Here is a 12,773-nt window from a genome sequence, read left to right as displayed (position 1 = left end):
ATATATTCCGGCCCGGCGACGGTTCGCGCTCGACCGATCAGACTATGTTGCAGAGGACTGCCGGGCGCTCGATCTCCTCCGAGTCCAACTGCTGCAGGAAATCGAAGTCGACCGCTTCGACGTCACTGTCGAAAGCGACCACGGCAGCCTGAGGCTGTTCGCTTACCGTCGCGGTGATCATTTGCAACTCCTCTCCAGTAGGGAGCCCCCATGCTCCGATCGAGCGTCAGGGCGTGTCAACCCCGCAATAGTTGGTGATCACAGAGAAAGGTCGTAGCATATACCCAGCCGAGCTCCGATTCACACGCGCGAAATGAGATTGAAATTATGCCCAGTTTTGTGGAGTTCGAGGCTTTCGGGGATAAATCACCGGAACATCGCAACACGCCCATTTCGGTTCGTCATGCAACAGTGGCCGATGTCGAGAGGTGTGCCGATCTGGCCCGGCAGTACGAGGGGGACGACGCCGGAGCGGTCGACTTCGAGTCACGCGTCCGCGGGTGGCTGAACCGCCCCGCCGGGTGCTTCCTCGTCGCGGTCGGCGCCGATCACGACTTGGTCGGCTACGGGCGCGTGGTTCGACTGGAAGCGGCAACGGCTCCGACCGGCTTCTATCTCGCTGGCCTCGTGGTCGATCCCGGCGTCCGTCGGCGCGGAGTGGGGCTCAGCCTGACCCGGTCCCGCATGGAATGGATCAGCGCCAACGCCCCCGAGGCCTGGTACTTTTGCAATGCGCGCAACCACGCCTCCATCGAACTGCACGCCGGTATGGGATTCCATGAGATGACTCGGGACTTCGAGATCCCTGGAGTGACCTTCGAAGGTGGCGTTGGCATCCTGTTTCACAAGATACTCAATGGGGCTAGGTGTTCGTGCCCACAAGGGCAATAGAGGGGACGTGTCATGTGCGGAATCGCAGGATGGGTCGACTTCCAGCGGGATCTGACAGGAGAAGAGCAGATCCTGGCCGCAATGACCGAGAGCATGCACAACCGCGGCCCGGACGCTTCAGGAATTTTTCTGGATCGTCACGCGGCCCTAGGTCACCGTCGATTGATCGTGCTGGACCCAGAGGGCGGAACCCAGCCCATGGCCGCACGCCGTCGGCCATGCGAGGATCCAGTCGTCCTCACTTACAGCGGCGAAATCTACAATTTCACGGAACTTCGATCGGAGCTCGCATCCAAGGGGCACAGGTTCGAGACACGATCGGATACCGAGGTCGTCCTGCATTGCTATCTCGAATGGGGAGTCAATTTTCCGAGCCGCCTGAACGGAATGTTCGCTCTGGCCATCTGGGATCCCGGGCGCGACGAACTCGTTCTGGTGCGGGACAGATTCGGCGTGAAGCCTCTCTACTACCACCCGTACCCAGGAGGCCTGATATTCGCCTCCGAACCCAAGGGTGTCATGGCCAATCCGCTGTTCCGGCCGCAACTAGCAGAAACCTCCTTGCCGTTCCTCTTCAATCCGAGAATCACACCCCCGGGACTCACACCACTCAAAGACCTGTACGAGGTGAAACCTGCCCATGTCGTCCGAGTCAACGCTTCCGGGGTTACGGAATCCTGCTACTGGAAACTCGAATCCAATAGTCATTATCGCACTTTCGGTACGGTCGTGAGCAATGTGCGAGACCTCCTGGAGGACATTGTCGACCGCCATGTCACCGCCGACGTCCCCATCGCCTCCATGCTTTCCGGAGGACTTGACTCCAGCGTCATATCCGCGTTGGCCGTCCGCGCCCTCAAACGGCATGGAACGGACGAGTTCCGCACGTTCTCCATCGACTACGAGGACCGCTTTCAACAGATCGGGGCAAGCCGGATCCGCCCCGACCACGACGGCCCCCACGCCCGTCTCGTCGCCCGGCACATCGGATCGGTCCACCAGGAGCTGGTACTCAACCCCGCAGATTCGTCGACCGCACTCGCCCAGGCCACGCTCGCCCGAGATCTTCCCTGCCTGGGCGAGTACGACGCATCCCTCTACCGTGCCTTCTCCGAAGTCCGTCGACATGCCACCGTAGCCTTGGCCGGCGAAGGGGCGGATGAAGTCTTCGGCGGATACCACTGGTACCGCGATCGCCGTCACGTCGAGACGGCGACGTTTCCCTGGATCTCCCTGAGGCCAGACCTGATGTCCTGTCTCTCTGCGGACGTCCGCAGGCGCGTCCCTCCTGGGGAGACGGAACGCGCCTTGTATGAGGACATCATGGCCAGGGTGCCCCGCAGCAACACGGACGACGCGATTGAGGCGCGCATGCGGGAAGTGCTCTTCGCGTCCCTCGCCAATCCCCTCGGCTTCCTCCTCGACCGCAAGGACCGTATGAGCATGGCAGTCGGGCTCGAAGTCCGGGTTCCCTACCTGGACCACCGACTGGTCGAATACATGTGGAACGTCCCCTGGGACCTCAAGAACGCCGACGGATCCGGAAAGAGCATCCTTCGTGCCGCAGCTGCCGACCTGCTGCCTCAAGGCATTCTCCAACGACCGAAGAGCGCGTACCCCTCCGCATGGGCCGACGGGTACGCCGCATCGGTCACCGCAGAGGTCGAAAGGCTCCTCCAAAACCCGGTTTCACCGCTGTTCAGCCTCCTGGACCCCCGCAGGATCCGCGCGCTCATCCTGCGCGCTCCAACCGCTACAAGCTGCGTGGAAGCGCTGGGGCGCCTCATGAGTATCGAACAGTGGATGCGCGAGTACCGGATCCAGTTAGCCGCTTGAACAGCGGGATCCGAGGACTTGCCAGGAACCAGGCGTCGCTCGTCATTAAGGGCTCGCAGAGAATCAACACGGTGATTTGATCTTCTGCTGGGCGGATGCGAGGAACGCGGTCACGTCAGCGGGGGTGCGGAAGCGCGCGGTTGATGCGGGCATGGCGTGTCCGTGCTGTTCCAGGAGCGGGCGGACCTCGGCGACTGCGTTCGTGATGGTGCTCCGGTCCACGCTGAAGAGCTGGCCGAGGAGCTCTTGGGTACCGAGCCTGCGCAGGTAGAGAATGGCGGCCAGGATCCGATTGGCCAGGCCGAGCCTGTCTTTGGCGCCGGCCCCCCGGGCTCGGAGTCGGTTGCCGCCGCGCTGCCGGTGCCGGAGGTTCTCGCGCCTTTCCTCGAGGGTGGGGATCAGCGTGAGGGTCAGGTGGTCCAGCTGTGCGGTCGTCATGCCTGTCAGTTCCGGGTCGCGGAGTGAGGCGGGGTCGGGATGAGCCGATGTCCGGGCGGGGACGGTGTCTGTCGGTGCGGCGAGGTCGGCTGCTGGGGGCGTCGGCTGTGCGTGGGCGGGGTGGAGTGTGTAGTTCCAGTCGCCGTGGAAGCGGTGTCGGTGCATGGGCAGGGCGTCGATCTGGGCGTCGGTGACCTTCACTCCGGTGTCGTAGGTGCCGGTGTCCAGGGCGGCTTCGACCCGTAGTCCGGTGCGGGTGGTGGTCGCGGCGATGCTGTTAACGATGACGTTGTGGCTGGTCAGCGGCCTTCCACGCCAGTTCATACTGACGTGGGAGAAGAGCCGGTGCTCGATCCGATTCCACTTCGACGTTCCCGGAGGCATGTGGCAGACCGTGATCTCCAGCCCCGTCTCGGCGGCGAGTGTGGCGAGTTCGGTCTTCCAGGCGCGGGTGCGGTGGCCGTTGGAGCCGCCCGCGTCCGCGGTGATCAGCAGCCGGGTGGCGTCCGGGTAGTCGTGCCGGCCGCGGGCCTGCCACCAGCGGCGGATCGAGGCGACTGCGAACGCGGCGGTGTCGTGGTCCGTGCCGACGTTGACCCAGCCGGTGTTCGCGGCGATGTCGTAGATCCCGTACGGGATCGCCTTGCCCGGTCCCTGCCGGTCCAGGAAGTCGTGCGTCTTGACCTGCGCCGGTTCACCCTCAGGCCGCCAGTCACGCCCGGCGTTCTTGTACTCGCCGACCAGCTCCTTCTTTTTGGCATCCACGCTGACCACCGGATCCCCAGCATCGATGTGCTGTTTGGCCTGCTCGTTGATGTAGCGGAACTGGGCATCGCGGTCCGGGTGTTGCCTGCCCTCGATGGTCTTGGCGTTGGCCTGCAGGCTGAAACCTTCCTCCCGCAGCAGGTCACCCACCGTGTCGGCACTGACTCGGTGCCCCTGGCGGGTCAGCTCGTCGGCAAGCCTCCTGGTCGACTTGGTCGTCCATCGCAGCGGCGACATCGGATCGCCGCGCTCGTCGGGCTCGACCAGGGCCAAAAGCGCGGGCCGCAGACCCGGGTTCATCGCCGCGGCCTTCTTGCGTCCGCCACCGGGCCGACGGACCCGTCCCAACGGTTCCGCCCCGGATTCCAGCTCGGCCACGCCGTTGCGGACCGTCGTCTCGCTGACCCCGGCCGCCCGCGCAACGGCGCGGATGCCGCCGTGCCCCAGCAGCCGGGCCTCGGCTGCCATCAGCAGACGCCGCTGGCGCTCATCCAGATGTGGGAACAACACGACGAACTTCAGGGCGAGTTGGTCACGGATCGACTCGGAGGTGGGCATACCACATCAACGAGCCGCCGAGCGGGAAGCAACACATAGATTCTCTGCGAGCCCTAACGACCTGGTGCGTGATAGCGGCGGCGATGTGACCAGCAATGTAATAGGCGGCATGATCTGACGACGTGATGATCACGGTGAACCGTGCCCTCCTCGGCCACCGGGTGCTGACCGGAATCTCGCGCCGGCACCCGGCGGAGCTCATCGCCGAGCTCGCGTCTCCCTGGCAGGCCGAGGTTGAGGGGCGGCGGCATGTCGCCCGTGGTGGAGTGCGTCGACGGGCCGCCGGAGCGGGTGCCAGGCACCGGCTCGTGTTCGTCGACCGGGTGACCGCTACGCTCATCCACCTGCGCCACGACCTGCCCCATGCCGTCCTGGCCCTGCTGTTCGGTGTCGACCGCTCCACGATCAGCCGGGCTGTGATGAGGATCTTCGAAATTGGCTCTGACCGGAGTTCCGTGAAAGTCATGGTCGGGTGAGGATGCGGATCCGGAGGAGTCGGAACGAGGCCCGGCCGTACATGGCGCGCTTGAGTGTTTTGGCCCGATTCACGTTGCCTTCGACCCTGCCAGAGCTCCATTCGAGGGTGAGGCCGGCGGTCACGGCGTCGAGGTCCTGGCGGAGGAACCCGGCGAACGAACGGACCGGTGCGGGGGCGTCCTGCTCGGCCTGGCGAATCCGGTCCGGCAGCATGCCGCCGCGCCGGTTGACCAGCAGATCTCGGAAGCATCTGGCCAGGTCACAGGCCCGGGCGATGTCCGGGCAGGCGATCCTGACGTCCAGCAGCTTCTCCACCTCCTGGTCCGTGAGCGTCTCGCGCGGACGCATGATCCACGAGGTGATGCGGCGTGGGCTGGGGATGTCGGCGCGGACCGGTTCGGCCGTCCCCTCGCGGAGCTTGGCCAGGTGGCGGCGCACGACCTGGATGCTGCCGGCATAGCCGCGCTCGCGGATCTCGTGGAACAGCCGGGTGCCGCTGGTGCATCCGGCGGTGAACCGGCGGTTCAGGTAGGGCTTGAACGTCCCGGACGGCACTCGTGGTCAGTCCTCGTAGACGAACTCGTGCGTCTGACGGCGGTAGGGCCCCGAAACGGCGCCGAGGCGGTTCGGCGGCCACAAGTCGGAGCTCTCGCTGAGGGTCAGTTGGCCGTCCTGGCGCACCATCCAGACGTCCTCGTAGTCGAGGTGCAGGACCGCGTCTCCGGGGACCCGCGCGAGGAGGGCGTCGGCCAGGCGAGTCATGTCGTCCTGCTGGCCCGAGGGGTCGGTGTCCTTGCCCAGCCGGAAGGCGACCGAGACGGTCGGGGTGAAGACGCGACCGCCGATCTGCGGGTCCCCCCAGGCGATGGGCCTGCGCCGGGTTACCCGGATCCAGGTGCCGTACGCGGTGAGTGCTCCGTCCGCGACCAGTGTGTCGACGGTCGCGGGGATGTCGAAGAGCCGCAGCGGCTGGGCGACGTCGACGAGCGTCTGGGCGACCTGGGCCGGGGTCCAGGGGGTCACCAGTTCAAGACTGTAGGAAATTGCCATCGATCCGTACTTTCTCTTCTTCTACGGGTAGAGGGAGACCACGCTGCCGGACTTGTCGATCACGGTGACCTCCTTCAGCCCGTCGATCGGCCAGTCGTTCAGCTGCTTGCGCATGGCGGCCACGTCGACATCGCTGTCGGACAAGTTCAGAACGATACGGTCCGCCTGCCCGTCGTCCACCTTCTTCTGGATCCCGGAGGCGATGGAGCGGGGGTTCTTCGCGGTGGGCGCGTAGCAGTCCATGACCTCGCCCTCGACGCGGTAGTCGGGGTTCTTGGTCGTACCGGCGACGTTGGGGTTCTGCTCGACCTTGTAGCCGTTCTTCGCCAGGATCTCCGCCGACTCGTTCTCCCGGGTGAACGCGCGCACGGTGGTCGGGTCCGCGTTCTTGGGGATGTTGGTGACGTGTCCGTCGGGGGTGGCATTCGGATCGGCGGGTTTGGAGGGCTGGGTCCGCATGTCCGGCGTGCTGCTTCCGCCGCCTCCGCCATCACCTTCCATGTGGACCCGGTCGGACCCCATCGCATCCTGTGCGATCTGGCCGACGCCCATGCCGGCCACGCCGAGACCGGTGGCGATGGCGCCGGCCGAGACGATGTTGACGGGCACGCCGATGACCGCACCGACACCGGTCAGGTCGAGCCCGAAGCCCAGGACCTCGCCGCCGGCACCGAGCGCCGCCAGGCCGAGACCACCCGCGATCTCCAAGGAGGCGAAGGGGTCGTGGACAATCGCGTTGCCGACGGAGGCCAGGTCCTCGACGACGACCGTCCCGACATCCAGGATGGCGTCTCCGGCATCGGAGAAGAAGTCACCGATCTTGTCCAGCCAGTCAGGCTCCTCGGGGGCCTTGTCACGGCCCTTGGCGATCGCGTCGGCAGCGGTGTCACCCGCGCTCTTGACCTGGCTTCGAGCGTTACTCAGAGTATGCTGCGCGCTCGCCCTGGTGCTGTCGCCGGGATCAGTGAACGGCAGCTGGTGGCCGGCGTCCTTCTCCGCCGCCTCGTGCTCGGACTTGGCCCTGTCGCTCGCGGCCTGACCTTCGCCCCACTGCCGGATCGCATCCGCGGCCTGGCCCTGCGCCCATTCCAGAGTCGCCTTGTAGATGGTCAGAGCGGTCGCGGCGTCATGGAAGCAGTCGCCGGCCTCCAGCCACTTCTGCGGCTCGCCCTTGAACGCGGCCCGGAACGCGTCGCCAGCCTTTCCCGACCATCCTTCGGTGGTGTCGATCCGTTTGAGGCCCTCGCCGGTCGAGTGCAGGGTGTCGCCGTAGCTCTTCAGCCAGGCGGCGGTCGACGCGATCGCCTCGGGGTCCCCCGGCACGAGATCCTTCGGGTTGGACGTCTGCCCGAGGTCCTTCGCCACTACTTCACCCCCGGGTCTTCACCGCCGGTGCTGCTGGCCGTACCGTGCAGGTGCCCGGCGATCTGCCCTTCGAGCTGTGCATAGGCCTTCACACTCGCGTTGAGGCGCTGGGACACCTGGGCGGCGTCCTTCCCCAGGTTCTCCACCCCGATCTCCCAGCGGGTGCAGAACTTCCCCAGGACATCGGCCAAATGGTCGTGGCCGATGTCCTCCTTCTTGTGATCGAGGTCGCTGACCTTCTTGAACTGCAGCTTCGCCAGGGTGTTGGTGATACCCGACGCCGCAGTATCAAGCGCCTCCAGATCGACCTTGAAGCCCTCCGCCATCCGTTCTCCCCCGCCTTCAGCCGGCCATGTGCGCTGCGCACGCACATGGATACCAGAACGGCTACACCCGGTTCTCCCCGGTGGCAGATCTTTAAGAAGGCTTGACCGAAGCTAAGATTGGCCGGGAGCCGCCATCATCGATCCGGGCGAGACCGGCGCCTCCACCCGGTGCCGGGCCATCGGTGACCATCGTCGGTGGCAGTGCCTGCGGGTGCGCGAAGCCTCTTGAGGATGTTGGTGTCGCGGCCGACGGCGACCACACCCGTCGCCCCGTGTCCACCAGTCAGATTCGGGCGCTTCTTCCTTGGGCGTGAAGCCACCTGTGCGCTTCGGACTTCGAATGGTGCCCGTCCTCCGACGGCCGCATGGTCCGGTCGTGGGGAGTCTGATCGGTGTGGCTCAAGCAGCAGTGTGACGCCGATGCGGGACTGCGCGGCCCCGCACTTCTACCCGGCGCTGCGGTCACCTGGGCTCGATCGGCGGCGGAGCGTAGTGGCTACGGGGGCTGTCGGGGAAGGGGATCCTGGTCCAGCGGCGGGCGAGCGGGCAGCTGCAGGCGCTGTCCGGCGGGGCCGGCAGCACGCGGGCGGTCGCTTCGGTGGGCGGGGCATGGCTCGCGGTGAGGACGAGCAGGAGGGCGTCGGGGGTTTCGAGGAGGCTGAACCAGTCGCCTTCGGGTTCGGGGTCGTGCAGCAGGGCCTCGACGGCTTCGTGGAGGGCTGTCGTGGTGACGGGTGTGCGCCACTGGCCGGTGGTTGCTTGGGCGAAGTCGCGCGCGATCTCGGCGGCGTCCGGGGTGCCGGGCAGGTGCCGTGTCGCCGCTCTGGGCACCCCCAGGCCCAGGGCCAGGTCGCGGTCGAAGCGCGGATGGGCGCGGTCCTGGGGCCCGGTCAAGGATGTCCTCCGGTGCTGCGGGTGCGGCGGGTGTCGGCGCAACGTTTCCCATCCCTCGCGGGCCGCAACCGCCCCAGGACGGTCAAGCGGAGCAGGGAGGAAGGCACCCGTTCGGAGGACATCACGTTCGAATCGGCGGCCGCTAGCATTCCCGGGCCATGCATTTGCAATTGCACATGGGATTGCAGACGGCCTGAATGTCCGCATGTCCGTGCGATAAGGGAAGGGGAAGAATCGAATGAATGTCGAAATTCCGGAGAACGGGGTCCGCGCCGATTCGCTGGACGTGGAGTGGGTGAAGAGCCCGAGCAGCCGCGCGGTGGGGAACTGCGTCGAAGTCGGCCCGCTGCCGGATGGCTCCGTCGCCTTCCGCAACTCCCGCCACAAGGACGGACCCGCCCTGATCTTCAACCGCGACGAGGCCGCGGCGTTCGCCTGGGGCATGGAGAACAGGGCTTTCGACCACGTGTTCCACCCCTGATAGGCCCGGGTTCACGGGATCTATAGAACGGCGGGTATACGGGGTGGGCGGCGTGGGATAGTACTTTCCCGAAGCCGCGCCCTCAGGAGTGCCGTATGCCCGCCCACCCGGACTGTCCCGCGCCGAGCGACCCGGATGACGACGAGGTGCGCACGCTCCACTGGAGCGGGCCGGTGGGCGCGGCGAAGGTCCTGGGCAAGGTGCTGCGCACGCTGCGGGAGGAACGGCGGCTGCGCCTGTCGGACGTCGCTCCCCGGATCCGGGCATCGGTGTCGAAGCTGAGCCGTATGGAGCGGGGGGAGAGCACCCCCTCCAAGCGTGACGTCGACGACCTGATCACGTTCTACGGTGTCGGCCCCGACGTCCGCGCGCACGTCGGCGTGCTTCTGGAACGCGTCATGGCGGGACCTTTCGCCGCCGAGTACGCCGATATCACGCCCGGCTGGTTCAGGCGCATGATCGGCTTGGAGGTCGAGTCCGCCGGCATCCGGTACTGGGAGGGCGGCGTGGTGCCCGGACCGCTGCAGACATGCGATTACGCGCATCGAATGATCAGGGCCGGCCTGCCACGGGCCCCCGAGGAGGAGATCGAGCGCCGGGTGAACCAGCGCATGGACCGCACCCGGCTGCTGGACGACATCGAGCGCACGGTGGTGGCCCTGCTCGACGAGAGTGTGCTGTACCGCAACACCGGCGGCCCCGAGGTCATGATCGGGCAGCTGGAGCGCCTCAAGGAACTCGGCCTGCGGCCGAACGTGAGTGTCGCGATCCTGCCGTTCACCGCCGACGTCACCCCGCCGGCCGGCGCCTTCACCCACCTCGCCTTCGAGTACGGCGGGCCGAGCGATGTCGTCTACGTCGAGGGCCCCGGCATCGGAGCCACCTACCTGAGCAAGGACCCGGACGTCGAGCGCTACGCGGACCTGCTGAACACCCTGCTGTTCCACGTGGCCGACTACGAGGTCGGCCTCGCCCTGATCGACAAGGCCATCGGGGTCCACCACGACAGGATGCGTTCCCCCGGTCAGTGAGCCCTGGCCACGCCGCCGAACTCCGTCCACTCGTCGCTCGTCTGCGCCGGCCGGGCTCCGGCCGCATCCGGGCGCCACTGCGACACCTCCACCACGCCGGGGGCGAGGATCTCCATGTCCTCGAAGTAACTTTCGACGTCCTCCTCGGTGCGGACCTCCCCCCAGTGGCCGTGGGTGAGATCGGCCATCAGGTCCGTGATCCGCCGGCGGACCTCGGGCCGGGGGCTGACGAGCTGGGAGACGGCCATGTAGGCGGGGGCGCCGGCGGACAGCCGCTCGCGGACCTGGCGCACGAGCCGCGCGGGCGGGACGTACCCCTGGTCCGGAATGCAGTGCAGCACGGAGACGAACAGCGCCGCCGTCGGCTCGCCGGGCAGGATCAGGTCCCGCACGGCCTTGCTGGCGAAAATCTTCTCGGTGTCACGCATGTCGGCGTGGACGACGGCCGCATTCGGGTTCCCGGCCAGCACGGTACGCCCGGTGTGCATCACCATCGGGTCGTTGTCGACGTACACCACCCGGCAGTCCTCGTGGATCTCCTGCGCTATCTGGTGCACGTTGTGCTGGGTCGGCAGGCCCGAGCCGTGGTCGATGAACTGCCGCACCCCGTAGTCCCGCACCAGCGTCTGCACCGTGCGCACGAGGAACGCCCGGTTGATCGCCGCTACCTCCACGCTGCTCGGCGCGACCTTCAGCAGATCGCGTACCCCGTCGCGGTCCGACTGGAAGTGGTAATGCCCGCCCAACAAGAGGTCGTACATGCGTGCGACGCTCGGGACAGCCGGATCGTACGTGAGGGGAGAAACGATTTCCGCATCCGGTTCCAAAGCGACCATCCCTGGCTCGGCCCCACCGATCGACGTGCCCATGCTAGGGCGGTATATGACGCCGCACCAGATTGTTAAGCAACTCCGGAACCCGTAAGGCTTAACCTCGGGCGGATGTTTTGGCGCACGTGAGCGAAGGGGTGGCGTGGGTACGAAATCCCGCGCCACCCCTTCACGCCACACCCGCCGCAGCGGCCCCGGCGCTCACACCCTCGTGGGGCCGAAGGCGAGTTCGCCGACCAGGGCGCGCGGCAGCCCCCGCTCGGCGGCGAGCACCAGCCCGGCCGCCGCCGACGGCTCCACGCCCATCAGGTCCGCGGCCTCGGTCAGCCGCATCCCCAGCCGGTAGTGCAGGACCGCCGCATCGGCCACCGCGACGGGCAGCAGGCGGTGCAGCACGTCCACCTCGCCTTGGTCGCACGTCTCCCGGCCGCGCAAGGACACCGCCTCACGCAGCAGCACCCACGCACCGGCTGCGGGACTGCGCTCACACACCAGACGGGGCCAGCACGCCGCCAACGCCTCCACCGCCTGGTCGACCGCCTCGCCGGCGGCGGGCGTGCGGCCCAGCCGGGCCACCGCATACCTCCGGTACGGGCCCTGGCGGCTCTCGACGAACGCGCCCAGGCCCGCCGCCTCAGCCCCCGTCACGATCTCCCCCTTCCGGCACGGCCGCGCGGGCGAAGCAGCCGGATGGCCCGAACTCATCCGAGTAGACGGACGCGAGCGCCGCGTAGTGCACGCGCTCCCAGTACGGGCGCAGGTCGCCCGGGTGCCCTCCCAGCGCTGCGGCCACCTCGCTGACCACCGACCAGTCGGGCACCGTCTCGCCTGCCAGCAGCGAGCGCACCACTTCTGCCGGCACCCCCCGGGCGAGGGCGCACACGGTCTGGGCATCGGGCTGCCCGGCGGCCAGGTGCAGCCCCCGGATCGCCTGCACCAGCTGGTCGGCGGCGCCCGCCACCGACACCCGCCCCGCCCTCGCGACCCCCTGGGCCACCTCCCACAGCAGCCGCAGTTCCTCCGGCACCCCGCCGAACGCCTCCGCCAGCATCAGCAGGACCGGCCACGTCGGCACCCGGTCCCCGGCGAGGATCCGCGAGACGTACGACGGCGAGCACTCCGCCATCTCCGCCGCTTCCTGCAAACTCACCCCGCTGCGTTCCTGCAGCGCTGTCAGCGCCGAGGCGAGCAGCCGCGCACGGGGCCCCGGCTCCGCCTCCGCCTCCCTGCGCCAGGCCTGCGTCGGCACGACCGGCGCCGCACCCGGGACGGGCTGCGCCTGCCGGTTCGAACGCCGGCTCAGCTGCTGTTCCACCCGCCGTGGGGCCCACCGGCGCCGGGCCGAGTCCGGCTGGACGCCCAGCGCGGCCGCGATCTCCACCCACCCGGCCCCCGCGGCCCGTGCGTCGTTGACGGCCGCCGCCACGTAGTGGTCGGTGTCAACCCGCAGGTCCCGCACGCATGCCAGCCTCACCGTCAGCGGCGCCCGGCGCGCCTGAGCCTCCAGCAGCCGGCCCGCGACCATGTGCATGTCCTCCGCTACCAGCTGGCCCATGCCCCCGGCCGCCCGGGCCGGGCGGCGTGCCGCGGCCTTGGCCGCGTCCCGCTGGCGCTGCGCCTGCCTCTGGCACGCCACCGCGTGGTACTGCCGGGGCCGTCCGGCCTTGACCGGCCGCTGGAACACCTCCCCGCAGGACGGCAGCGCGCACTCCACCATCACCGAATCCGCCATCTTCACCCGCTCGTTTCTCTCTCCCTCAGCGGCATTTCCACCCCCCGGGGGGCGGACCGCGGCACGCGGAACCCCCGAGCCGGTGGCCGGGGTGCGCCC

The 12,773-nt window shown here is 67.9% G+C and carries 14 protein-coding genes and 1 pseudogene; 5 read left to right on the top strand and 10 right to left on the bottom strand.

Going from position 1 to position 12,773, the window contains the following annotated elements:
• Positions 1 to 37: 37 nt before the first annotated feature.
• Positions 38 to 181, bottom strand: a complete 144-nt coding sequence (locus ACFRMQ_RS28160) for a hypothetical protein (protein ID WP_380733469.1) — start codon at positions 179 to 181, stop codon at positions 38 to 40.
• Positions 182 to 327: 146 nt separating this feature from the next.
• On the opposite strand from ACFRMQ_RS28160, the gene ACFRMQ_RS28155 reads away from it, so the two are divergent.
• Together ACFRMQ_RS28155 and asnB are read left to right on the top strand one after the other, a co-directional pair.
• Positions 328 to 891, top strand: a complete 564-nt coding sequence (locus ACFRMQ_RS28155; protein WP_380733468.1) for a GNAT family N-acetyltransferase — start codon at positions 328 to 330, stop codon at positions 889 to 891.
• Positions 892 to 903: 12 nt separating this feature from the next.
• The gene (gene asnB, locus ACFRMQ_RS28150) at positions 904 to 2,727 is read left to right on the top strand and encodes an asparagine synthase (glutamine-hydrolyzing) (RefSeq protein WP_380733467.1); all 1,824 of its coding nucleotides are present in this window, start codon (positions 904 to 906) and stop codon (positions 2,725 to 2,727) included.
• A 63-nt stretch (positions 2,728 to 2,790) separates the two neighbouring features.
• Here asnB and ACFRMQ_RS28145 read toward each other — a convergent pair whose 3' ends face one another.
• Positions 2,791 to 4,488 carry an ISAzo13 family transposase gene (locus ACFRMQ_RS28145; RefSeq protein ID WP_380733465.1) on the bottom strand — a complete coding sequence of 566 codons (1,698 nt, stop codon included), beginning with the start codon at positions 4,486 to 4,488 and terminating at the stop codon, positions 2,791 to 2,793.
• Between the two features lie 125 nt (positions 4,489 to 4,613).
• On the opposite strand from ACFRMQ_RS28145, the pseudogene ACFRMQ_RS28140 reads away from it, so the two are divergent.
• Positions 4,614 to 4,937 (top strand): annotated as a pseudogene (locus tag ACFRMQ_RS28140) (transposase family protein); the annotation flags it as partial.
• A gap of 13 nt (positions 4,938 to 4,950) precedes the next feature.
• Here ACFRMQ_RS28140 and ACFRMQ_RS28135 read toward each other — a convergent pair.
• From ACFRMQ_RS28135 to ACFRMQ_RS28115, 5 genes are all read right to left on the bottom strand, one after another.
• Entirely contained in the window at positions 4,951 to 5,520 is a 570-nt protein-coding gene (locus tag ACFRMQ_RS28135; protein WP_380733464.1) for a transposase, read from the bottom strand.
• Between the two features lie 6 nt (positions 5,521 to 5,526).
• Positions 5,527 to 6,015, bottom strand: coding sequence for a SitI3 family protein (locus ACFRMQ_RS28130; protein ID WP_380733463.1), 489 nt, complete (start codon positions 6,013 to 6,015; stop codon positions 5,527 to 5,529).
• Between the two features lie 21 nt (positions 6,016 to 6,036).
• Positions 6,037 to 7,380, bottom strand: coding sequence for a putative T7SS-secreted protein (locus tag ACFRMQ_RS28125; protein ID WP_380733462.1), 1,344 nt, complete (start codon positions 7,378 to 7,380; stop codon positions 6,037 to 6,039).
• Positions 7,380 to 7,706 (bottom strand): hypothetical protein, encoded by a 327-nt coding sequence (locus tag ACFRMQ_RS28120; RefSeq protein WP_380733461.1) that lies wholly within the window; start codon positions 7,704 to 7,706, stop codon positions 7,380 to 7,382. Before ACFRMQ_RS28120 ends, ACFRMQ_RS28125 begins: the two co-directional genes overlap by 1 nt.
• A gap of 462 nt (positions 7,707 to 8,168) precedes the next feature.
• Positions 8,169 to 8,600 (bottom strand): hypothetical protein, encoded by a 432-nt coding sequence (locus ACFRMQ_RS28115; RefSeq protein WP_380733460.1) that lies wholly within the window; start codon positions 8,598 to 8,600, stop codon positions 8,169 to 8,171.
• Between the two features lie 238 nt (positions 8,601 to 8,838).
• On the opposite strand from ACFRMQ_RS28115, the gene ACFRMQ_RS28110 reads away from it, so the two are divergent.
• Positions 8,839 to 9,081: a DUF397 domain-containing protein gene (locus ACFRMQ_RS28110; protein ID WP_380733459.1), complete on the top strand. Its 243-nt coding sequence runs from the start codon at positions 8,839 to 8,841 to the stop codon at positions 9,079 to 9,081.
• 95 nt (positions 9,082 to 9,176) lie between these two features.
• The gene (locus ACFRMQ_RS28105; protein WP_380733458.1) at positions 9,177 to 10,112 is read left to right on the top strand and encodes a helix-turn-helix domain-containing protein; all 936 of its coding nucleotides are present in this window, start codon (positions 9,177 to 9,179) and stop codon (positions 10,110 to 10,112) included.
• Here the strand turns inward: ACFRMQ_RS28105 and ACFRMQ_RS28100 are convergent.
• The 3 genes from ACFRMQ_RS28100 to ACFRMQ_RS28090 all read right to left on the bottom strand — a co-directional run bounded on the left by ACFRMQ_RS28100 (position 10,106) and on the right by ACFRMQ_RS28090 (position 12,674).
• A complete protein-coding gene (locus ACFRMQ_RS28100) occupies positions 10,106 to 10,948 on the bottom strand; it encodes an SAM-dependent methyltransferase (protein WP_380733470.1) in 843 nt (280 codons plus the stop codon). The genes ACFRMQ_RS28105 and ACFRMQ_RS28100 overlap by 7 nt on opposite strands.
• Positions 10,949 to 11,143: 195 nt before the next feature.
• Positions 11,144 to 11,590 (bottom strand): hypothetical protein, encoded by a 447-nt coding sequence (locus ACFRMQ_RS28095; protein ID WP_380733457.1) that lies wholly within the window; start codon positions 11,588 to 11,590, stop codon positions 11,144 to 11,146.
• A complete protein-coding gene (locus ACFRMQ_RS28090) occupies positions 11,577 to 12,674 on the bottom strand; it encodes a helix-turn-helix domain-containing protein (protein WP_380733456.1) in 1,098 nt (365 codons plus the stop codon). The genes ACFRMQ_RS28095 and ACFRMQ_RS28090 overlap by 14 nt, the downstream gene beginning before the upstream one ends.
• Positions 12,675 to 12,773: the final 99 nt, after the last annotated feature.

Source organism: Kitasatospora sp. NPDC056783 (assembly GCF_042789895.1).
Lineage (GTDB): Bacteria > Actinomycetota > Actinomycetes > Streptomycetales > Streptomycetaceae > Kitasatospora.
This window is presented reverse-complemented; position numbering and strand designations above follow the sequence as displayed.

Coding starts and splice junctions, on each gene's coding strand:
- asnB (WP_380733467.1), top strand. CDS start 904: ATGTGCGGAATCGCAGGATGGGTCGACTTCCAGCGGGATCTGACAGGA.
- ACFRMQ_RS28100 (WP_380733470.1), bottom strand. CDS start 10,948: ATGGTCGCTTTGGAACCGGATGCGGAAATCGTTTCTCCCCTCACGTAC.
- ACFRMQ_RS28160 (WP_380733469.1), bottom strand. CDS start 181: ATGATCACCGCGACGGTAAGCGAACAGCCTCAGGCTGCCGTGGTCGCT.
- ACFRMQ_RS28155 (WP_380733468.1), top strand. CDS start 328: ATGCCCAGTTTTGTGGAGTTCGAGGCTTTCGGGGATAAATCACCGGAA.
- ACFRMQ_RS28130 (WP_380733463.1), bottom strand. CDS start 6,015: ATGGCAATTTCCTACAGTCTTGAACTGGTGACCCCCTGGACCCCGGCC.
- ACFRMQ_RS28110 (WP_380733459.1), top strand. CDS start 8,839: ATGAATGTCGAAATTCCGGAGAACGGGGTCCGCGCCGATTCGCTGGAC.
- ACFRMQ_RS28090 (WP_380733456.1), bottom strand. CDS start 12,674: ATGGCGGATTCGGTGATGGTGGAGTGCGCGCTGCCGTCCTGCGGGGAG.
- ACFRMQ_RS28105 (WP_380733458.1), top strand. CDS start 9,177: ATGCCCGCCCACCCGGACTGTCCCGCGCCGAGCGACCCGGATGACGAC.
- ACFRMQ_RS28145 (WP_380733465.1), bottom strand. CDS start 4,488: ATGCCCACCTCCGAGTCGATCCGTGACCAACTCGCCCTGAAGTTCGTC.
- ACFRMQ_RS28120 (WP_380733461.1), bottom strand. CDS start 7,706: ATGGCGGAGGGCTTCAAGGTCGATCTGGAGGCGCTTGATACTGCGGCG.